This window comes from Sunxiuqinia sp. A32, assembly GCF_052690465.1.
Window position 1 is genome coordinate 14,400 of record NZ_JBQYLI010000001.1, and the last position, 22,605, is coordinate 37,004.

At 38.6% G+C, this 22,605-nt stretch carries 14 protein-coding genes; all 14 read left to right on the forward strand.

What is annotated here, in order from left to right:
* The first annotated feature begins 5 nt into the window (after window positions 1-5).
* The 14 genes from ACUNWD_RS00070 (at window position 6) to ACUNWD_RS00135 (ending at window position 22,605) form a co-directional block, all read left to right on the forward strand.
* Window positions 6-1,583: a RagB/SusD family nutrient uptake outer membrane protein gene (locus ACUNWD_RS00070; protein ID WP_445585711.1), complete on the forward strand. Its 1,578-nt coding sequence runs from the start codon at window positions 6-8 to the stop codon at window positions 1,581-1,583.
* A 65-nt stretch (window positions 1,584-1,648) separates the two neighbouring features.
* On the forward strand, window positions 1,649-3,634 hold the full coding sequence (locus tag ACUNWD_RS00075) for a glycoside hydrolase family 97 protein (RefSeq protein WP_445585712.1): 1,986 nt from the start codon (window positions 1,649-1,651) through the stop codon (window positions 3,632-3,634).
* A gap of 238 nt (window positions 3,635-3,872) precedes the next feature.
* On the forward strand, window positions 3,873-5,630 hold the full coding sequence (locus ACUNWD_RS00080; protein ID WP_445585713.1) for a DUF4185 domain-containing protein: 1,758 nt from the start codon (window positions 3,873-3,875) through the stop codon (window positions 5,628-5,630).
* Window positions 5,631-5,757: 127 nt separating this feature from the next.
* Entirely contained in the window at window positions 5,758-6,915 is a 1,158-nt protein-coding gene (locus tag ACUNWD_RS00085; RefSeq protein ID WP_445585714.1) for a glycoside hydrolase family 172 protein, read from the forward strand.
* A 165-nt stretch (window positions 6,916-7,080) separates the two neighbouring features.
* Window positions 7,081-8,133: a hypothetical protein gene (locus ACUNWD_RS00090; protein ID WP_445585715.1), complete on the forward strand. Its 1,053-nt coding sequence runs from the start codon at window positions 7,081-7,083 to the stop codon at window positions 8,131-8,133.
* Between the two features lie 119 nt (window positions 8,134-8,252).
* On the forward strand, window positions 8,253-10,241 hold the full coding sequence (locus ACUNWD_RS00095) for a DUF5054 domain-containing protein (protein ID WP_445585716.1): 1,989 nt from the start codon (window positions 8,253-8,255) through the stop codon (window positions 10,239-10,241).
* Window positions 10,242-10,577: 336 nt separating this feature from the next.
* Window positions 10,578-11,582 (forward strand): LacI family DNA-binding transcriptional regulator, encoded by a 1,005-nt coding sequence (locus ACUNWD_RS00100; protein WP_445585717.1) that lies wholly within the window; start codon window positions 10,578-10,580, stop codon window positions 11,580-11,582.
* Between the two features lie 41 nt (window positions 11,583-11,623).
* Window positions 11,624-12,781: a glycoside hydrolase family 172 protein gene (locus ACUNWD_RS00105; RefSeq protein WP_445585718.1), complete on the forward strand. Its 1,158-nt coding sequence runs from the start codon at window positions 11,624-11,626 to the stop codon at window positions 12,779-12,781.
* 10 nt (window positions 12,782-12,791) lie between these two features.
* Window positions 12,792-14,048, forward strand: coding sequence for a DUF6786 family protein (locus tag ACUNWD_RS00110; protein WP_445585719.1), 1,257 nt, complete (start codon window positions 12,792-12,794; stop codon window positions 14,046-14,048).
* 1 nt (window position 14,049) lies between these two features.
* Window positions 14,050-15,474: an L-fucose:H+ symporter permease gene (gene fucP / locus ACUNWD_RS00115; RefSeq protein WP_445585720.1), complete on the forward strand. Its 1,425-nt coding sequence runs from the start codon at window positions 14,050-14,052 to the stop codon at window positions 15,472-15,474.
* A 140-nt stretch (window positions 15,475-15,614) separates the two neighbouring features.
* Complete coding sequence (locus ACUNWD_RS00120) at window positions 15,615-16,193, forward strand: RNA polymerase sigma-70 factor (protein ID WP_445585721.1); 579 nt, start codon at window positions 15,615-15,617, stop codon at window positions 16,191-16,193.
* 77 nt (window positions 16,194-16,270) lie between these two features.
* Window positions 16,271-17,257: a FecR family protein gene (locus ACUNWD_RS00125; protein WP_445585722.1), complete on the forward strand. Its 987-nt coding sequence runs from the start codon at window positions 16,271-16,273 to the stop codon at window positions 17,255-17,257.
* Between the two features lie 165 nt (window positions 17,258-17,422).
* Complete coding sequence (locus ACUNWD_RS00130; RefSeq protein WP_445585723.1) at window positions 17,423-20,851, forward strand: TonB-dependent receptor; 3,429 nt, start codon at window positions 17,423-17,425, stop codon at window positions 20,849-20,851.
* A 20-nt stretch (window positions 20,852-20,871) separates the two neighbouring features.
* On the forward strand, window positions 20,872-22,605 hold the full coding sequence (locus ACUNWD_RS00135; protein ID WP_445585724.1) for a RagB/SusD family nutrient uptake outer membrane protein: 1,734 nt from the start codon (window positions 20,872-20,874) through the stop codon (window positions 22,603-22,605).

Here is a 22,605-nt window from a genome sequence, read left to right on the forward strand (position 1 = left end):
GAACAATGTCAAGAAAGATATATAGAATAGTTGCTGTATTCGTAATAATTAGCTCATTTGTTGGATGTACCAATTTGGACGAACAAGTTTTTAGCAGTATACCCGAGAGCGAATTTTACAAAACAGAGGCCGAATTTATGTCGGCGATGGTACCTGTGTATGCTAATATGCGTACGATGACTGATTGGCGGAAATGGTGGGACTTGGAAGAGACAACCGATATTTGTTTTACCCCGGTAAAAGCTTACTGGGCTTGGTTTGATGGTGGAATTTATATCCGATTGCATCAACATTCATGGGTGGAGGAAGATCCTCACTTTAACGATATTTGGTTGCAACTTTTTGCTGGAGTGAATAGTGCCAATCGTGTTTTATATCAGTTTGAAAATTCAACCATTGACATGGAGGGTAAAGAAAAATTTATCTCGGAGCTTAAAGTTGCCCGTGCATTTTACTATTACCTTTTGGCTGAGACTTTTGGTAATGTGCCGATTGTGGATCGGTTTGATGTACCGGAAGGTTACTTGCCGGAAACAAAATCCAGAGAAGAAGTTTTTAGATTTATCGAATCTGAACTTAAAGAAAATATGGATAATCTGGATGACAAATCTTTAGCCAGTTATGGTCGATTTAACAAATGGAATGCCCGCGGACTGCTTGCCCGTTTGTATTTGAATGCTGAATCATGGATAGGTGAAGATATGTACAGCGAGTGTGAGGATATATGCGATGAAATTATTTCATCTGGAAAGTATTGGCTTGATGACGATTATTCCATGCCTTTCTCTGTTAGTAATTCACTTAGTAATGAGACAATGTTTGTTATCCCATTTGATGAAACTAAAACTCCGAATAACCAGATATACATGTTGGCTCGTAAGACAAGACATATAGCACAAATTGCAACTTACAACCTTTCAAATACATGGTTTGATAGTGGTTGCGTTGGTGTGCCATCGTTTTTTGATAATTACGTTGAAGGTGATAAGCGATTGGAGAAAACGTGGGTGATGGGGCAGCAATATGCATTGGATGGATCGGAGTTATGGACAGGTGGCTGGGTTGATGGAATCAATCAGTTGGTAAATTATACCAGAGATGTTGTCGCTATTGATGGTCCGGCTACAATGGTTGAAGGCTGGCGATTTGGAAAATACGAAATTAAGGTTGGTGGAACCAGTGCACCTGATAATGACTATGTGATTATGAGATTTGCCGAGATACTCATGATGAAAGCTGAATGTATACTTCGCACAAACGGAGATGCCAATGAGGCTGCGAATTTAGTTAATCAGGTGAGGAGTCGCGCATTTGATGAAAGCAACCTCTTAACTGGAGCCGAACTTCAAGCTACCATTGACTACAATGGAGTGCCGGTTCAATATGGACGCCTGTTACAGGAATTGGGTGTAGAATTTGCATTGGAAGGGCTTAGAAGGAGCCAGCTTATTCGCTTTGACAATAATTTTGTAAAAGGTTATTGGACATTCCATACTCCAACCAATGATCCCAAGAGAGATCTATGCTTGATCCCATTCGATCAAATACAGAGTAACGAAAACTTAGTTCAAAATCCGAAGTAAATTAATTAAGTGAATCCCTCTTGAAATATACCTGTTTCAAGAGGGATTTTTGTAAACAGCTTATTATGACAAAGAAAAGTATTTTCATCATCCTGTTATTATTTTGTTCTTCATTGTTTGGTCAGAAACCAATTACCGTTTCCTCACCTGATGGCTTGTTGAAATATAGGTTGAATGTAACTAAGGAAGAAATCAAATATAGTGTTTCATATAAAGGGAAAGATTTGATTGAAGATTCCCGCTTAGGATTTAATTTTCAAAGTGGTGAATTTGGAAGTGATTTGAAAATTGGCAAAATAATAGAACAGGAAATAGATGAAACTTATGAATTGGTAATTGGAAAAGTTAGGAATGCTAGGGATTATTGTAATCAGGTGACGATTCCACTTGAGGAGAAATCAAAATCAGGAAGAATCATAAACCTGGTAGTGAGAGCATACAACGACGGTATCGCTTTTAGATATGTATTTCCGGAGCAGGAAAACTGGAACTCGTATGTTATGTACGATGAGAAAACACAATTTCATTTAACAGGAAACCCCCAAAGCCTTTTTATGTATTTGCCAGGTTATATAAATTCACATGAAGCTTTGTATACTCATATAGGTTATGAAGATATTGAAGAAGGAAAGCTGATTGAAATGCCAATCACATTCGAATATTCTGAAGGTGTTTATATGTCAATTACGGAGGCTGCAATCCGGAATTATGCCGGAATTTATCTTACCAAATCTTCGAATGTTTTAGAAGGTAAATTATCACCCAAATTAGGTCAGGAAAAAATAAAGGTGGTTATCAATGAATTTCCACATCAAACACCATGGCGCGTGATGTCGATAAGTGATCATCTTGAAACATTGTTTGAAACGAATATTCTTACAAATTTAAATGAACCGTGTAAGCTTGAGGATACATCCTGGATCAGGCCATATAAAACAACTTTTACCTGGTGGAATGGGAATGTAGTTCCTGATTCAACTTTTTCACCAGGTAACAATTTTGAAACCAATAAATATTATATCGATTTTGCTGCAAGAAATGGAATTGATCTTCATGGAATTTATGGGTATGCCGAAACACCCTGGTATTACGATGATAATTTTAATTTTGGCTGGCCCGGGGAAAATGTTGATGTCACCAAGCCTATACCTTGTCTAAATTTGCCACGCATTATCAATTACGCTCAGTCTCAGGGAGTGGGACTTCATGTTTGGGTACATTGGAAAGCACTTTATCCTAAGCTTGAAGAAGCATTTGCCAAATATCAACAATGGGGAATTAAAGGGTTAATGATTGATTTCTTGGATAGGAATGACCAGGAGATGATTTTGATTCAGGAGGAGTTTCTGAAGGTGGCAGCGAAATATCATTTGTTTGTTCAGTTTCATGGGGCAAGTAAACCATCCGGATTAATTAGAACCTATCCCAATGAATTCACAAGGGAAGGAACGCTGAATTATGAAGTATACAAATGGGATACAGTAATTAATGCAGATCATGACATTTCAATTCCATTTACCAGAATGTTGGCGGGCAGTACTGACTATCATCTTGGAGGATTTAGAGCTGTGCCAAGATCCAAATTTAAAATTCAATACACCAATCCATTAGTTACAAGTACAAGGTGCCATATGTTGGCAATGTACGTGGTTCTTGAAAATTACCTCACTTTATTATGCGATAAACCAAAGGCATATGAAGGACAAGCAGGATTTGAGTTTTTGCGCAAAGTTCCTGCGGGGTGGGATGAAATTAAAGTTCCACATGCAAAGATTAATGAATACCTTACCATTGCCCGTCGGAAGGGAAATGACTGGTGGATTGGCACTTTGAACAATAGCACCGAACGGAAGCTTAAACTTCCACTTCAATTTCTTGAAAAAGGGGAGAAATACATTGCAGAAATTTATACGGATGCGGATGATGTAGATGTTGATGCCAATCATTTGAACTTTCAAGAGTTGGAGGTCGATCTAAATGATGTTATCGAGTTACCATTAGCTTCTGATGGTGGGGCTGCAATTCATATTCGAAAAATTGAAATCGAATAATATCAATCAATTATGAAAAGTTGAAGGGTGGGGATTGAGGTAAGTTCAGATTACCAATATTTTCACCCTCCCGAGCTGATCATTGATATCAGAAATTCATATTTTTTATTAGGGTATAAGTTACTAGAGATGTTTATACCTAAGGATTTGATTCTTAAGAACGCGCATATAATATCTAGTTATATGATTGTGAAATAAAGGAAGAATAAATTAGTCATTAAACTAACTCAAAACGAGTATGGAAGATCGACGGAAAGTAGTTGAATTATACAAAAGATTTATACAGAATAGAATTTTCACATTGCTTACCTCATGTTTTTTACTTCTGGCATATTCAGGTTGCAGTAAAACTGAGACTAAAGTTCAGGATATTTCATTGGGTATTGAATTATCTGATGATATAATTACTGCAGATGCATCAACCGGAATGGCATTGGCTGGAGTAACTATCACTGGCTTTGATCAGCTTGATTATCTTGAAGTGACGAAAGTTGATGGTTTCTCCGTTTCAACAGAGATCATTAACCAGTCACAGCTAACAGTGTATTATGATTTTGAGTATGAAGTCAATTCATTCGATTCTAACTCAATAACCATAGAATTTCTAGCTGTAGGGAAAGACAAAACCTTGTCAGAAACCAAGGTATTAACAATACTGAAACCTCTGGGTAATGTAAGCCTTTCACGCGATGTTTCAAATGACCATTTCGACAAGCAAACAGGAATAATATCAACAACGCTTGCAATCAGTCCAGTTGATCAGCTTGATTTTCTATTCATCAAAAAAATAGATCGAGGAATAATCAGTAGTCAAAAGATTCAGGAAACAGATGTCACATCAGAATACGAATTTGAATACACCATTGACGAAGATGATTCGTACTTTTTTACGTTTGAGTTTGTTGCTGTTGATAAAAGTGGTTGGTGTTCTGATCCACAGACCTTGATAATAGACAGGAGGGAGAGTCTTGTTATCAATAACATAGATTGCATATCGAGAATAACTGGCGCCGAACTTAATGATGGGGGGCTTCCCGAAGTTAATTTTGAAGTCAATAATGAAACTGATCAAAAGTACAATGTTGGCGGTACTGATTTGGGCATAATATGGGAGATGAATCCGGGTAAATATGGCTTGTTTTTTGGAGATACCTTTGGATCAGATTTTCGTCCGAATCCCGGAACCCCAGGGCCAAATGGAGGAAGTTGGAGAAGCAATGTATTACTGTTTTCCGAGGATACGAATCTGGATGATGGCTTGGTCATTAACGGAGCTACTACTGACAGCAACGGTAACGCACGGGAAGTAGTTGCCGGGGGAAAAGATGTAAGTGGAACGGGAGATTGGACCTCCATTCCAACAGCAGCAGTGAGGGCGAATGGTGTTGATTACGTCCACTACATGAATATCCGGGCATGGGCTGGGTGGATTACAAATTATTCAAGCCTTTATAAATCCGTGAATAATGGAGACAGCTGGTCTCGGTGCTGGGATGTGTTATTTGGAACCAATAGTAATTTCGGGCAGGCTGGTTATTTTAAAAAGGATGGTTATGTATATATGGTAGGTACAGTTACCGGAAGGGATAATAAACCTCATCTGGCTCGATTTATTGAAAAGGACATCGAACGACAATCGGAATACGAATTTTGGGATGGGAATAATAAAAAATGGGAAAAAGGCAATGAAAATGCAGCAACTGCTCTTTTTGAGGATGCGGCAGGTGAATTGTCTATAGCCTACCATGAAAAGTATGATAAATGGATTTTGCTGTATTTCAATGGACCCAGGTATGAAATTTCTTACAGAACAGCAGATAATATCACTGGACCTTGGAGTAATCCTGCTCAATTAGCTAGTGGCTTCGAATTTCCACAGTTGTATGGATCATACATTCATCCACGTTCTCTTGAGGGTGATACATTGTATTTTACAATGTCTATGTGGTTGCCGTATAATGTTTATTTAATGGCTGCAGAACTCACGATGGATTAGGTTGGGGTATATGGTGAGCTATTCTAAATTTATTGGAAGAATAAATATTGATGTTTTAATGTGTAGTTAATCAGTTGTTTCGTGATTGACTTGGAATGAGAAAAACTAAATTTTAAATACTTGTGAAATGAAGAATCTTAAAATTGTATTTACCTTAATAAGTTTAATATTTTTTGCAGTTCAATCTAACGCACAGATAGAAAGTAAGAAGGAACTGTGGCAGCTTCGCGATTATGTTCCTGTAAGAATTTCGAGTTACGATGTAACCGGTGCTAACGATGATGGAAACTGGAAAGACAAAATCAAACCATGCGAAACCCGGGTGATTGGAGAAGTTGAGGGCCCTGGAATTATCAAACATATTTGGATTACTATCGCGAGTTCAGAACCCTATCATCTTAAAAAAATAGTACTGCGTATGTACTGGGATGGAGAAGATACTCCAAGCGTGGAAGCACCAATTGGCGACTTTTTTGGATTGGGATTAGGAAAGTATTTTCTGTATGAATCTCAATTTCTTTCAGTTGGTTCTCAGCGGGCTTTAAATTGCTTTTTTCCAATGCCATTTAAAAAATCTGCAAAAATTACAGTTACCAATGATGGGAGCGAGGAGATTGATGCATTTTATTACAACATTGATTGGGAGAAACATTCTTCTCTTCCAGAGAATACAGCATACTTTCATGCTCAATACAGGCAGTCTGTGCCAACTGATGGATGGACAAGTGACTGGAAGCTAAACGGTGATCCGGATATCAATAATCATCAGAATAAGTTAGGGGATGGGAACTATGTAATCATGGAAGCTGAAGGAGAAGGCCATTTTGTTGGAGTAACTCACAGCATTATTCAGAACCAGGGAGACTGGTGGGGAGAAGGAGATGAAATGATTTTTATAGATGGTGAAGAAGATGCTACTATCAAAGGAACAGGTGCGGAAGACTATTACCTTGGTGCATGGTGTTATGGAGGTTGTGGAATCAATCCTTTTGGTCACCAGAAACCAGAATTTGCATACAGTAATTACGGGAACCCTCAAAATGGAGGAGATAATCGTGGAGCTGAGTGGATGGTGTACCGATTCCATACAGAATCACCTTTGACCTTCAAAAAGTCAATAAAAGTAACTATTGAGCACGGGCATGCCAATCATCGTTCCGATAACTATTATACCGTAGGTTATTGGTATCAGACTGGTGAGCACAAAGCGTTCCCTGATTTTCCTGTTGTAGATGAGAGAATTCCGGCAGTTCTAAATACTGACGGGCCTACGATGGGGAAATAAAATCCAGAATTGTATTGAAAATATGGTGGATGTGTCTACTTCATTATTTTCTATATTCTTAATCGATTAGAAAAAAACGCTTAGCTCAAAGGTTGATGAAAAACGAGCTGTGGTATCGAAAAAGAAAGCAGACTTTTGAGCAGTGAATAATTTAACTTTTAGATCATGAAATATTTTATTAGAAAGTGCTGCGTTTTTGCATTTATATTTTGCTTTGGAATTCAAATATTTGCACAACCCAATCAGGAACTAAAAACGCCGGAGAAAAATGGTATTTGGTTGCAACCTTCCCAAGGAGAGAATGCTGAGCCAATTTGGGGATTTTCAGATGGCATCCAGATTGGCCTTGGACCACTACCCGGGCCTAGGGGATTGTTACGGGTATATTGCCCTTATCTGGGGCATCAGAAAGGGAAAATGATCAACTTTATTGCTTTTGAACCGATTCCCAAAGGAACAGAACATCGGGGGCTGTCGGAGTTGGAAATCAGTTCGCTTGATGGAGTGAGAGGGAAACGGTTTTGGAGTGCAAATGATTCATTGAGCGATACTCCACTTTCAGAAACAAGACCTGCCAGTGGTATTTTAAAAAAAATAGGAGGAGTTGAGACACTTAGTGTCTATATCTTTTCAGAGCCATTTGATAATGGAGCGAAGGTATATGTACGGTTGAGATTTTATGAGAATATGCCATATGAAGTTGAGTTAACAACTTATTCTACAAAAGAATCCAGAGAATTGGATTATTTTATTGTGACAGCCACTATGGGCAACTATGCCCGACTGCGAACGCTATATCTGAAAGATAAATCAAAATCTTCATTTGCTCTTTGGCCGGATTATAAGGAAAGTAATTTTACGCCGCATGATATAACGCCCGTCTCTGATATGATAAAAGACAAGAATGGGGGAGCTTATTTTATAGCGGCACCGAATGAGAAAAGTCCACAGAACGTACAGTATGCTTCTGATACCAATAATTTTTGGAAATATTATGGAGATGTTGCAACACAATATTGGTATTGTCCAAATCCCGGTAAAAATTTGAATGGTTTAGTAAATGGTAGATATGCTTATTGGGCTAGTAAATCACCCATTCCCGGTGGAATTGCATATGAAAACTTTGAACTAAAAGAACCATTCCGAAATGGAGCAAGATATATATTTTGTGTCACACCTGTTTCACCAAAAGCATTCACTGAGAATATAGATAAATAAAGACAATCGGAGAAGATCGGTTGCCGATGTTTACAGTTTGAACTTTTTAAAACGCAGAAAAGAATGAAAGTTTTGCTTTTTATCGTTACCAAGGCGTTACCCGATAAAAATTGAGATATATGAAAAGACCAGTACTATTGTTACTTTTTGTGATATATGTCTTAGCTGGATTAGCGCAGGAAAAGCCGGTTAAGAAGGTGTATGTTATTTTTAAAACGCATTTTGATTTGGGCTACACCGGGCTTTCTTCTGAAATTGAGAAGAAATATATCGACAATTTTATTCCTAAAGCCATTGATCTTGCTGAGCAACTGCGTGAAGAAGGAGGTGATGCGAGATATGTGTGGACAACCGGCACATGGTTAATTGATGCTTATATGCGTCAGGCTTCTCCTGAGGCAAAGAAGAAACTTGATATGGCCATTAAAAAGGGGGACATTGTTTGGAATGCTGCACCTTACACCATCCAGTCCGAATCGGTGAGCAAAGATATATTTGAGTCCATGTTGAATTTATCTCAACGTTTAGATTTGAAGTATGGCAAAAAGACGATTGCTGCTAAAATGACTGATGTACCTGGACATACACGCAGCATCATTACACCTTTGTATGACGCCGGAATCCGTTTTTTGAATGTAGGCGTGAATAATTGCAGTGCAGTCCCGGAAGTTCCTCCTTTTTGCAGATGGAGAAACACCGATGGTAAGGAGATTGTTTTAATGTATCAGAAAGACTATGGTGGTGATGAACTGCTGCCAGACGGAGAAACTGTTGTTTCAGTTAGTTTTACCCCTGATAATCATGGGCCACATGCTGCGGAACATGTTAAAGCCATTTTTGCCTCGCTTCATGAAAGCTATCCAAACGCCGAAATTGTGGCAGCTACATTAAACGATGTTGCAGAAGAACTGCTAAAAATCTCAGACCAACTTCCGGTATTAACTTCTGAAATTGGAGATACATGGATTTTTGGTTATGTTAGTTCGCCGGTTGCTATGTCGCGTTACAGGGCGTTAATGCGTTTATATTCTGAATGGTTGAGGAATGGAAAATTGGATCAGGGTAGTGATCTTGCCATTAATTTTGCCATTCACCTCGGATTATTTGCCGAACATACATGGGGGGTAGACCATTTGGTTCATATTAAAAATTGGGACAAATATGATGTGGATGTATTTAATGATTTCCGCAATCTATTTGAATTCAGGAGGGCAGAACTTTCCTGGGAGGAGAAAGATAATCGTGTCGAAGAAGCGATTGCTATATTACCTCCTGGCTTGCAAGAAGAAGCAAACGAGGCAGTTGCAAAAATCGGTAAGGTAAGCCCATTGGAAATAGCAAAGGAAAAGAATGTTGAACAACTGAACTGGGATGGATCTTACAGTTTTTCGTACAAAGGTGTCGAATGCAATCTAGGCGAGGTCTCTTATCAAACCTATTCTTCTGACGATTATGACCAGTTTGTTATTGATTATGTAAGGGACTATTGTGGCGGATTAAAATATTATTTTACCAAGCCAGGACTGGAAAATAGCAAAGCCCAAAGTGCAACAATTGTCGCCCGTAAAGACAAAGCTACTGTGCATGGAGTTGGGAAAAAGGATGTTATAGAATGTACGTTAAAATTTCCGGATGATTCCCGTATAGATTCGAGAGTGTTACCAGAACAGGTACATACTCAGTATCGCACTTCTCCGGATGGTCGTAGTTTGGAAATGACAGTTTCTTTATTAAACAAACCAGCAGTTCGATTGCCCGAAGCGTATTGGGTATCGTTTTTCCCGGCAGATGTAGTCTCAGTATTTGCGGATAAGGTAGGAATGCCAGTTGATGTCTTGGATGTAGTAAAGGCAGGAAACCGACAAATGCACGGTATCGAAGATTATTTTGACATCGTTTGCGGAAAGGGAACAATCCGCATAACAAGTTTGGATGCTCCTGTTGCTTCCATTGGTGAGCGCAGTGCTTTGAATTATTCGTTCAATATGCCCGATCTGAACGGTGGTATCCATTTTTGTTTGTTCAATAATTTGTGGACAACAAACTTTCCGGCATGGTGGGAAGGGAGCCTTGCCTGGCGTTTCAAAATTGAATACCTCGAAAATTGAGTTTACAGCATTTGACTTAATGGTGGACTCAGTTTATTAGGAACAAACAATGGATCTTGTAAAGTGGCTGCTAATTTTAAAGCTATGGGGCCAGCTTGAAACAGAAATTAATGATTAATATATTATTGTCATGGAGCTATCTTATAGGCTATGATAGCGTTCACTAATTTTTGCCAAGTTGGTTATTGAAACTAGGGTTTTGTGATGAGTGTAATTTGAAGAGAAACAGTAATTTATAGTTGATAATTCACACTGGAATGTTATTAAACATCATTAATTTGAGTTTATGTTTAAACGATTAAGCATACTTTTGTTGGTGAATAATTTTTAATGCAGATGGCAAAAAAAGTATCATTAAAAGATATTGCAAATAAGGTGGGAGTTTCCACTGCATTGGTTTCTTATGTCCTTAATGGATTGGAAAAAGAAAAGCGTGTTGGGCCGGAAGTGGTGAAAAAAATCAGGGCTGCGGCAAAAGAATTAAACTACAAGCCAAATCAAATTGCGCGCAGCCTTCGCAAAGGTTCAACCAATACAATCGGATTAATAGTCGCAGATATTGCTAACCCGTTTTTTGGACAATTGGCAAGAATTATAGAAGACGAATCGATTAGAAATGGTTACACTGTCATTTTCGGTAGTTCAGATGAAAATTGTAAAAAATCACAATCACTGGTTGATACATTCCTTAATCGGCAGGTTGATGGGTTCATCATTGTGCCTACGGAGGGCAGTCAAGAACAGATAGCATCTTTGATTGAAAAGGAAGTTCCTCTGGTGTTAATTGACCGCTACTTACCTGAGGTAAAATCAAATTTTGTAGTGCTTGATAACTTTTCTGCAGTTTATAATTCAGTTGAACATCTTTTGGAGAATGGTTACAAACGGGTTGGAATGGTAGCATATCAAAACTCACTGGTGCATATGGAAGAACGAACGAAGGGGTATATGCAGGCAATGAAAGATGCAGAACGTGAAAACGAAATCTGTATAACGGAGTTACCCTATCATTTTGACAGAAAAGAGATGGATCGGGTTATCGACGATATTTACAAAAACAAGAAATGTGATGCTGTAGTCTTTGCCACCAATGCATTAGCACTTGCCGGATTGTATGCCATAAGGAATTTACAAATACAGGTTCCCGATGAATTAGCATTAGTTGGTTTTGATGGAAATGAAGCATTTGATTTTTTCAATCCGCCACTAACGTTTATTCAGCAACCAATGGTAAAGTTAGGGCATGAGTCTGTGCGCATTTTAATAGAACAGATGAAAGGCAAAAAAGAGTTGCAAAACCTAAAGTTGGACTCCCAATTAGTAGTAAGAGGGTCTTGTTAAGAAATAGAATATTAACTAATTAAACCAAAATAAAAAAGAAGATGAAAAGATTATTATTATCATTTGTAGCGATCATTATTGCAGGATTGGCTTATTCGCAATCAGAGTTTAATGGTCTTAATATGAATATGGGAAACATTTATCGCATGTCAGATGCTGAAACCCGGTCTATCAGTCCTGAAAATTTTACAGGAGAGAAAGGTAAAGGAGGTATGGCGTCTCTTGAAGACAAAGGAACCCGGAATAAGGCAAATGCGGCAGATGTGGCACGTGACTTAGGACAAGGTTGGAAAGTGAATCCTTTCATAATTATCAAGCCGGGTGAAACCTTTACCCTGGCTGAAATTGATGGTTCAGGTGCAATTCAACACATTTGGATGACGCCAACAGGGAACTGGAAATTTTCGATCATCCGCATGTATTGGGATGATGAACCCGAGCCTTCTGTTGAATGCCCTGTAGGTGATTTTTTTGCTATGGGATGGAACGAGTATGCGCTGCTTTCTTCACAGGCAATTTGTGTAAACCCGGGTAGTGCTTTTAACTGCTATTGGCCAATGCCATTTCGCAAGAAGTGCAAGATCACCATGGAGAATATCAATGATCAGGATGAAATGAGGTTGTACTATCAAATTGATTATACATTGACTGATGTTCCTAATGATGCGGCTTACTTCCATGCTCAGTACCGCAGAAGTAATCCAAATACAGGTTCTGTTCATACGTTGGTTGATGGCATTAAAGGTAAAGGACAATACGTTGGAACCTACATTGGCTGGGGAGTAAATAATAACGGTTGGTGGGGAGAAGGCGAAATCAAGTTCTTTATGGATGGAGATTCTGAATTTCCAACGATTTGCGGAACAGGAACTGAAGACTATTTCTGTGGATCATACAATTTTGACAGGGATGGTCAATACAAAGAATTTTGCACACCATATGCTGGTTTGCATCAGGTAATCCGGCCTAACGGATCCTATAAAGCTCAGCAGCGTTTTGGTTTATATCGTTGGCATATTCTTGATCCAATCCGATTTAAGAAGGGATTGAAAGTGACCATTCAGGATTTAGGATGGCGTCATGGTCATCGTTATCTTCCTCAGCAATCAGATATTATTTCGGTAAGCTATTGGTATCAGTCCGAGCCACACACAAATTTTCCTAAGTTACCATCATGGCAGGAAATTGAAGTGAATTAATTTTAAAACTATGTTACGAATTTTATTTTCAATGATAGCTGGAGTTGGATTATTAGGATTGGTTTCCTGTTCTTCCTCTTCTAATAAGCAAAAAACTGATGAGATGAAATTGAATGGTTATAAGATTGGCTCTTATGGTTATGATGCCGCATTCTTAAAAGCTAACAACATCGATTTTGTGGAATTGGCTGATGTCAATGATATGGCAAAAGTCATGGTTATACCAAGCCTTCAGGGGAGGGTAATGACTTCGTCGGCAAATGGAAATGAAGGATTGAGTTTTGGCTGGATAAATTACGATCTCATCAAGTCTGGTGAGAAGAATAATCAGTTCAATCCATTCGGTGGAGAAGAGCGCTTTTGGCTGGGACCGGAAGGAGGACCTTTTTCACTTTATTTTAAAGAAGGTGACGAACAGGTGTTCGAAAATTGGGCAGTTCCTGCTGTTCTGGATACGGAAAGCTACGATATCAGCCAGGTAAGTTCAACTTCTGTCTCATTTGAAAAGAATACGGTACTAAAGAATGCATCCGGATCAGAGTTCAATATTGGAATCAAACGCAAGGTATCTTTAATTGGCCGCGAAGATTTGTATTCAATGCTTTATGTTGATTTACCAGAAGGATTTTTTGATGTGACTGCTTATCAATCGGAAAATACTATCACTAACAATGGAGAAAATCCATGGGTGAAAGAAAGTGGATTACCTTCGATTTGGTTGTTGTGCATGTTTAATCCATCACCAGAAACCACTGTTTTTATTCCATATGAGACTGAAGCTGAAGGTACTATTGTGAATGATGAATATTTTGGCAAAGTGCCATCCGACCGACTGTTGGTGGATAGTGGGACTGTATTCTTCAAGATTGATGGTAAGTATCGGAGTAAAATAGGTATACCACCGGCAAGAGCGAAGAACCTGTGCGGAAGCTTTGATTCAAGTACCAATGTTTTGACATTGCTTTGGTGTTCGCTTCCTGAAGAACCTGCTGATTACGTAAATTCTAACTGGGGAGAACAGGATGATCCATATGCCGGAGATGCAATTAACTCGTACAACGATGGGCCAGTGGACGGCAAAATTATGGGACCCTTCTATGAAATTGAAACCTCATCTCCTGCAGCTTCTTTAGAGCCTGGAGAATCGTTAACTCATGTACAACGTGTGGTACATATTCAAGGTGAAAAAGTGGAGTTGGCAAAAATTGTAAATTCTCTATTTGACCTGAATTTATATTCTATTGAAACTAAATTCAAAAAGAACTAACATGGAAAAGAAAGCTGTTATTCCCCGGGGGATTGTTTTACCCTTTATTTTGCTGACATCATTATTTTTTGCCTGGGCATTGCCAAATAACTTGACAGATACAATGCTTGCAGCCTTCAAAAGGATCATGAGCTTAACGGATTCAAAAACAGCCTGGATTCAAGTTGCATGCTACTTACTCGGATATGGTTGTTTTGCTATTCCTGCAGCATTATTTATCAAACGGTTTACTTATAAATCTGGGGTAATGCTGGGTTTGGGAATGTATGCAACCGGAACATTTTTATTTTATCCGGCCATGTTAGTTGCTGGTTGGAATATTAACATCAGTTTTCTGATGTTTTTACTGGCTATACTAATTCTTTTTGCAGGTTTATCTATTCTTGAAACATCAACTAATTCATATGTCTGTGCAATCGGTCCGGACGAAACGGCTACTCAACGGTTAAATTTCGCTCAATCCTTCAATCCATTTGGTGCGATTACCGGGGTTGTAATCAGCCAGGTATTTATTTTATCACAATTAAGTACCATGAGTGCGGGAGAGAGGTCATTATTGCCACCGGGTGAACTGGTTAAAATTCAAGGTGCTGAGTTGAATGCTGTAACAATGGCTTACATGACGGTGGGCTTGGTAATCGTTGGTTTACTGCTCGCAATCTATTTTACCAAAATGCCTAGCCTGAAAGAAGACGACAAGAGACTCGATTTTCTTGGAACATTTCGGCGTTTAATGAAGAACAAGAATTACGTATGGGCCGTAGTTGCACAGTTTTTTTATGTAGGAGCTCAAATTGCTGTTTGGTCTTTTATCATTCGGTATGTGATGCAGCAACTACATTTGGATGCAGTGGTAGCGGAATTGGGGAAAGATGCTTCAACGGAGATGATTATCGATCGTTTGAGAAATCTGGAACCAATGGCTGCCGCCTTTTACAATTTCTTTGATGCAATTGGATTAGATTCACTATTACCGCGAACAGCAGAGCAGGCAGGAGCTACTTATTATATCATCTCCTTGATATTGTTTGTGCTGGCCAGGTTCATTAGTACAAGTATCATGAAGTTTGTAAAGCCCCGAATTTTATTGGTTATCCTTTCTGCATTGGCTGTGGTTTGTAGCATAACCACGGTTTACGGAGAGGGAGCAATTGGCGTTTATGCCTTGGTGGGTATCTCCGGATGTATGTCTTTGATGTTTCCAACTATATATGGCCTCGGTATTGCAGGACTTGGTGAAGATACGAAAATTGGTGGTGCTGGTATGGTTATGGCCATTGCAGGAGCTGCTGTATTGACTCAGGTTCAAGGAATAATTTCCGATCAGTCAGGAAGTATCGAGTTTGCTTACTGGGTTCCAGCTTTTGCCTTTATCGTTGTGGGGTATTATGGAGCCTTTATTGCAAAAAAATCACTTGTGAAATAAAGTTTTTTCACATAATAATTAGAGTCCTTGAGATTGCTCTATGCACGATATCTGGATTAAGAAAGAGATTCGTGCATAGAGCGATCTTTTGAATTATAAAAAATAACGCGTTGTTCTGTACAATTTTTGAATGTTGAAATATGCCTGAAAAAGCAACAAGCTTTTTTAAAATCGACAGGAATACTTTCAAGGATTTATTCCATTTGTACTTTCAGCCACTTAGCAATCTTGGTTATCAGTATCTGGATGACCGGGAGGAAGCAAAAGAAGTGGTTCAGGATGCGTATTTAAAATTGTGGGAGCTACGCGATGAATTATCTCCTGACTCAAACATCAGTAATTTTCTGTTCACTCTGGTAAAAAACCGCTGCTTAAATATCCTAAAGCAACGGCAGGTAAGGTTAAAACATCACGACCAGATCAGATGGTTGGAAATGAAGTACCAATTTGAGAGTTTATCCCGGTTAACTGACGGGTTCCTTGAATACAACGAATTGAAGGAGAACCTTAATCTGGCAGTTGAAAGATTACCCAAACATTGTCGGGTTGTTTTTGAAATGAGCAGAAGCCAGGATCTCAAAAATCGGGAAATTGCAGAAAAGCTTGAAGTGAGTCAGAAGACAGTTGAAGCCCATCTGACAAAAGCCCTAAAAATCCTAAGAATTGAATTAAAACAGTACTTACCTATAATTCCTATTTTGATAGACTTCCTAAACTAAAATCTTACAATTGATTTTTTTAACTTTTTGATTAGGGTATCGGTCGGGTGAGTTGTTTATACAAAAACAACAAATTGATGAAAGACCAGTTACTTGCTAAAATTTTAAACGGAGAGGCAACCGAAGAAGAAAGGGCAGAATTTTATAATTCGCTGGAGAATAGGCGAGAGGATCAGGAACGTTTTTATGAAATTAAAAGTTTGTGGGTTAAGTCTGCCGTTGGAAAAGAAAATAGTAGTTCCCCGGCAGAGCTTGAAGAACTTTTAAGAAAAATTGACTATAAGAAACGACGGAAAGAGCTTCGTATTATTAATAATATTGCAAAGATCGCCGCAGTTTTTGTATTGATCTTTTCCTTGGGAGGACTAGCAGGTTACTTTATTTTCCATTCAAGTCAACAGGAGTTTGGTATACAAAAATATACAGCCTTAAAGGGAAGTGTAAGCGTTGTGGAATTTCCTGATGGAACTCGTGTGTGGCTAAATTCCGGATCAGAAATCACCTATCAGGAAGACCGATTTCGTAATCAACGAAAAGTGGATTTAAGAGGAGAGGCTTATTTCGATGTTGTTCATAATGAAAAAATGCCTTTTGTAGTGAATACCGGGAAATTGGTGGTATATGATTTAGGAACAACTTTTAATGTAAAAGCATATGAAAACGATAATTATATCGAAACTTCATTAGTTGAAGGAAAAGCAGAAATACAGGCTCCGAACGGGAAAAAACTTCTTTCTCTTAACCCTGGAGAAAGTGCCTATTATCAAAAATCAAATAATCAATTAGAAGTTCGACAGATTGCAGCTAATGTCATCTCAGCGTGGCGAGATGGAAAATTTGTTATTCGCGATCAACGTCTCGAAGATATATTCATAGAATTAAGCAGATGGTACAATGTTGAGTTCACTTTTGAGACGCAACGATACAAGGATTTCAGATTTACAGGAACTATTAAAAAATCTACGACAGCTCAGCATGTACTCAAAATGTTAAAAGTAACCACTGACTTTAACTACCGGATCATTGAAAAATCGGTTGGTCCAGATGAAATAATTATTTATTAGAAAAAAAAATTTAAATCAAACAAACTTAACTTATGAAATGACGAAACTTTAAAATGAAAAACCGGGAAGCTGAAGACTCGCCCGGTTCATGTTTTTGAAAATTCAAGGCCAGGAAAAATTTGCCGTTTAGCTTGACCTATTGTTTAACAAAGAACACCCAAAATTATGAAGAAAAATCGATTATTACCAGACAAAGCAAGGTCTGGGATTAAAAAACTATTGTTAGTTATGAAATTAACAACCTTTTTATTATTTCTCTCGATTATGGCTATTGGTGCCAGGTCATACTCTCAAAATATGAGGTTTGATTTGAATGTGAGAAATGTGACTATTATAGAGTTGTTTGACGAGATTGAGCGGATAACTGATTATGGTTTTCTGTTTAAAACCGATCAGCTTGATGCGAATAAACAGTATACGCTTGATCTGAAAAATGTGAATATTGATAAGGTCCTTAGCCAAGTTTTAGATAGCCACCAATATTCCTATAAACTTATTGATCGGACAATTGTGATTTCAATAAATGATTCCATTCAATATCAGGCTGACGATGTCATTCGTATTTCAGGTCTGATAACTGATGTCAAGGGACGGCCGTTACCTGGAGTGACCGTAGTCGTTAAGGGGACAACTAAAGGGGCTATTACTGGTGTCGATGGGACATATTCATTGGCTGAAGTACCTGCTAATGCTATTCTGGTATTTTCGTTCGTTGGAATGAAGTCACAGGAAATAGTGGTTACAGGTAGGCCTGTTATCAATGTTACTATGGAAGAGGAAACTATCGGTCTGGAGGAAGTAGTTGCTATTGGATATGGAACAATAAGGAAAGCAGATTTAACAGGTTCTGTAGCTACAGTTTCCGAAGAAGACGTTGAAAAAAATAGTTATGCAAACGTCATGCAGGGGCTACAAGGTCGTATTCCCGGTGTTTTTATTACTGGTGATGGAAATCCGGTTGGAGATGTAAACATACAAATTCGTGGTCTAACTTCATTGCGTTCGGCTCCACCGCTTATTATTATTGACGACTTACCTACTACCATGAATTTGCGAGACATTAATCCACAGGATATTGCTTCAATCCAGGTGTTAAAAGATGCTGCTTCTGCAAGTATTTACGGTTCACGTGCTGCCAGCGGTGTAATTATTATTGAAACAAAAAAAGGTAAAGAAGGGAAAACAAATATTACTTATAATGGATCATTTGGTATTTCAAGCTTCATGAACCGGATTGATATGATGAACACTCAACAGTATGGAGAAGCTTTATGGCAAGCTGCTATCAACGACGGAAGAGATCCGAATCTGGTTACACAGATTTATGATTATGACTGGTCTTCCCAGAACGGTAATGCGGTGTTGAATAAAGTGACACCTGTTGAATGGCTAAATCCTGAACAAACACAGCGTTCGGCTGATACTGATTGGTTTAAGGAAGGTTCTCAGCTTGGGATGCAAAACAATCACCAGCTTACAGTTTCGAATGGAAATGAAAAATCTAAAACTTTGTTTTCATTAAACTATTATGAAAATCAGGGAACTCAGATTCATACGATGTTCCGCAGGTATACACTTCGGTTGAATTCAGAGTATAATTTGATAAAGGATCGCCTGACTGTTGGTGAAAATATATCACTGGGTAACATTAAGATGAACAATCAAAACCACAGTCACTCATTTTTGACACTTCCTTCAATTATACCTGTTTATGCAGAAGATGGAAGTTGGGGAGGAACAGCTTATTCGATGGGGATGGACGACTACAATAATCCCGTTCGAATGTTGACCCTTGGAAAAGATAATTACGATTATTTTGATAAGGTGGTGGGAAGTATTTATGCTTCATTGAAGTTATACAAAGGATTAACTATTAAAACCTTGTATGGAATTGATTATACTGCCCACAAATACCGTAAGATTGATTTTACATGGCGTGAAGCTGGTGGAAAGCAGAATGTAAATAATGGTGTAAATACGTATCGTTCAAATAATCTGACGACAACCTGGTCTAATACTTTAAGCTATAAATTAGAGAAAGGTAAAAGTCGTTTGGATGCGCTATTAGGAACAGAATTGGTTCAATATGAATTTGAAGACCTCAGAGGATATCGTAAAGATATCGAACTGGAAGATTATGATTATGCGTATTTGAGTGCAGCAACAGGAACTCAGGAAGTTTATGGTGGTGGAGATGAGTGGAGTTTGTTCTCCTATTTTTCGAAATTCAACTATGTTTATGATGACAAATATTTGTTATCTGCCACATTGCGTTATGATGGTTCGTCTAAATTTGGTAAGAATAATCAATATGGTTTTTTCCCGGCAGTATCCACTGGTTGGCGCTTAAGCAAAGAGTCATTTTTAGAAGACAATCCTGTTATTTACGATCTAAAGTTGAGAGCTAGCTGGGGTATGAATGGTAACTCCAATATTCCTACAAATGCTTTAGTGAATTATTACGATGCGAATTACAATAACACTGCTTATGGATTAGCTGGAAATGAAACAGGAATGCTTTATTCCGGATTTCGTAAAGTACACACCGGAAATCCAAATTTGAAATGGGAAGCTACCGAGCAAATTGACCTTGGTGTAGATTTTGGATTGCTGGAAGGTGCGTTGACAGGATCATTTGATTATTTCATCAAGAATACGGAAGGTATGTTGTATGAACCTCCATATATCGGGGCTATTGGAGAAGGAGGTTATCGTTGGGTAAATGCCGCAGATATGTCAAATAAAGGTTTCGAGTTTTTGCTAACCTATTTCGGAAAGACCAGTGGAGACTTTACATACTCTGTTACAGGAAATATCAGTTCGTTTAAAAATAAAATTGATAACCTTCCAGAGTCTGTTCGATATTCTTATGGAGGTAACGGATTGGATGATGATATTTTGGGAAGACCATTGCATTCATTTTATGGGTTTATAACTGATGGATTGTTTAAGTCGCAGGATGAAGTAGATAATTCACCGGAACAACCGGGTAAAGGCTTAGGAAGGATCAAATACAAAGACCTCGATGGAGATGGACGCATTACCTGGGAACATGATCGTACCTGGATTGGCTGCAGTGATCCTGATTTTATCTACGGAGTTAATTTTGACGCAAAGTATAAAAGTTTTGATTTCAGTATGTTCTGGCAAGGTGTAGCTGGAAATGAAGTTCGTAACGATTGGAAAACTTACAGCGATTTCTGGGCCGTTTGGACACAGCAAGGTTTTAACCACGCAACGCGACTGCTTGATGCCTGGACCCCTGATAATTATGATTCAGATATTCCTGCACTATCTATGCAGAATCCGAATGATGAAAGAAGATTGTCTACCTACTTTATGGAATCCGGTGCTTATTTGAAGTTGAGACACATTGAGCTGGGTTATACACTTCCTAATGCATTGACTTCGAAAATTGGGATACAGAAGTGTCGCATTAATCTAAATGCACAAAATATAATCAATTTCAAAAAATCGTGGGGTGATAATGCTTATACAAGTATTGATCCGGAAAATCCATCAAAAGCAGGTGAGTATTCCAGTCCTTATGTAAGGCCACAAATATTCTTGATTGGAGTTGATGTTTCATTTTAAGAACGTTTAAAAAAGTATTTATGAAAAACTTATTATATATATTACTATTAATGGGATTCGGAGCATCCATATTTTCGGGATGTCAGGATGTTCTGGATGTTACCCCGAAGGGTATTATTACAGAAAATCAACTGAATGAACCCAAACATGTTGATGGGTTGGTTACCGCCGCATATGCGATGTACGGGCGAACTGGTGCATTTGAAACTTTAAATCCATGGATTCCAAGTCTGCGTTCGGATGATGCTTACAAAGGCGGTGGCGGTTTGGATGACCAGCCTGCATGGTATCAAATGGAGGTTTTCTCATTGGTGAATCCAAACGTGGGCAACAATGATGGAACCTGGTATCTGGGCTACATTGCCATTTCTCGTATAAACACGGCAATTAATGCGATCAAAAGGATGGAGGATGACGAATATCCTGAAAAGACGACCAGACTAGCTGAAATGCGTTTCTTGCGTGGATGGATGCACTTCAAAATGAAAGAACGTTGGAAATGGATACCATATATTGATGAAAATGCAACGTCTGATAGTATCTACCAGATTTCAAATCATCCTGATGGGATGGATAGTGACCTTCCTTTGTGGAAGAAAATTTACGACGATTTTAAGTTTGCATCAGATAATTTGCCTCCAACACAACCGGAAGTTGGCCGGGCTAATCAATATGCAGCAAAGGCATTCCTTGCACATACTTGCTTATGGATGGCCTATCCTCAAGATGCTCAACATCAGGTAACGAGTATCGATAATGCAAAGTTAGAAGAAGCTCTGGGCTATTGCGATTTTATTATTAATTCCGGTAATTTCAGTCTGGCCAGTGATTTTGCCTACAATTTTTTACTCGATTGGGACAACCGTTCTCCCGAGTCCATATGGGAGCTGCAGTTTACAATTGACGATGGAACACCAAGAGGACAGCTAAACGAGGGGAATGGATTAACAGCCCCTTGGTGGACACCATTTTATAGTTGTTGCGACTTTCATAAGGCATCGGTTAATATGGTTAATGCCTTTAAAGTAGATGCTGACGGTTTACCTCTTTTCAATACGTTTAACGACGAGGAAATTGTTGATAAGAATGCCTATTTCGCTGATAACAGCTTTGATCCACGTATGGGGCATACTGTCGGAATTCCTGGGTTCCCTTGGAAGTATCAGGAGTTTCAATACGATAGCACCGGTACAAGGGTACCAGCCGATTACGGATATTTTCATTCAATGAAAGAACAGGTGAAAACCGATAGCCCTGGTTTGTTTGATGCATTCTGGATGTTCAATTCTAAAAACCAGCAGGAAGTTCGTTTGGCTGAAGTAATGCTGTGGAAAGCTGAAATTTTAATTCAATTGAATCGGGAAGACGAGGCTTTGCCAATAATTAATCAAATTCGTGAACGTGCAGCAAATAGTACTGGGATGTTAAAACTTTCAAATGGAAACTACCCGACGACCTATAATATTGCTCAATATGAAGACGGTGTGAATATTAGTTGGACAAAAGAGAACGCCTGGGAAGCGCTGATGTGGGAAAAAAGGCTTGAATTTGCAATGGAAGGAAGGCGTTTTTATGATTTGGTTCGGTGGGGAATTGCCGGAGATGTAATGAATGCTTATTTCGAAAAAGAAAAGAATCGGCGCTATTGGATGAATGTTGCATTCTTTACCAAAGGGCGTGATGAATATCTACCAATACCTCAGGCTCAGATGAACTGGTCTCAAGGTGTTTATAAGCAAAATCCGGGATACTAA

What these genes read in the sequence shown, in the direction of transcription:
- ACUNWD_RS00070 (WP_445585711.1), top strand. Translation starts at nt 6, where the DNA reads ATGTCAAGAAAGATATATAGAATAGTTGCTGTATTCGTAATAATTAGC.
- ACUNWD_RS00075 (WP_445585712.1), top strand. Translation starts at nt 1,649, where the DNA reads ATGACAAAGAAAAGTATTTTCATCATCCTGTTATTATTTTGTTCTTCA.
- ACUNWD_RS00080 (WP_445585713.1), top strand. Translation starts at nt 3,873, where the DNA reads ATGGAAGATCGACGGAAAGTAGTTGAATTATACAAAAGATTTATACAG.
- ACUNWD_RS00085 (WP_445585714.1), top strand. Translation starts at nt 5,758, where the DNA reads ATGAAGAATCTTAAAATTGTATTTACCTTAATAAGTTTAATATTTTTT.
- ACUNWD_RS00090 (WP_445585715.1), top strand. Translation starts at nt 7,081, where the DNA reads ATGAAATATTTTATTAGAAAGTGCTGCGTTTTTGCATTTATATTTTGC.
- ACUNWD_RS00095 (WP_445585716.1), top strand. Translation starts at nt 8,253, where the DNA reads ATGAAAAGACCAGTACTATTGTTACTTTTTGTGATATATGTCTTAGCT.
- ACUNWD_RS00100 (WP_445585717.1), top strand. Translation starts at nt 10,578, where the DNA reads ATGGCAAAAAAAGTATCATTAAAAGATATTGCAAATAAGGTGGGAGTT.
- ACUNWD_RS00105 (WP_445585718.1), top strand. Translation starts at nt 11,624, where the DNA reads ATGAAAAGATTATTATTATCATTTGTAGCGATCATTATTGCAGGATTG.
- ACUNWD_RS00110 (WP_445585719.1), top strand. Translation starts at nt 12,792, where the DNA reads ATGTTACGAATTTTATTTTCAATGATAGCTGGAGTTGGATTATTAGGA.
- fucP (WP_445585720.1), top strand. Translation starts at nt 14,050, where the DNA reads ATGGAAAAGAAAGCTGTTATTCCCCGGGGGATTGTTTTACCCTTTATT.
- ACUNWD_RS00120 (WP_445585721.1), top strand. Translation starts at nt 15,615, where the DNA reads ATGCCTGAAAAAGCAACAAGCTTTTTTAAAATCGACAGGAATACTTTC.
- ACUNWD_RS00125 (WP_445585722.1), top strand. Translation starts at nt 16,271, where the DNA reads ATGAAAGACCAGTTACTTGCTAAAATTTTAAACGGAGAGGCAACCGAA.
- ACUNWD_RS00130 (WP_445585723.1), top strand. Translation starts at nt 17,423, where the DNA reads ATGAAGAAAAATCGATTATTACCAGACAAAGCAAGGTCTGGGATTAAA.
- ACUNWD_RS00135 (WP_445585724.1), top strand. Translation starts at nt 20,872, where the DNA reads ATGAAAAACTTATTATATATATTACTATTAATGGGATTCGGAGCATCC.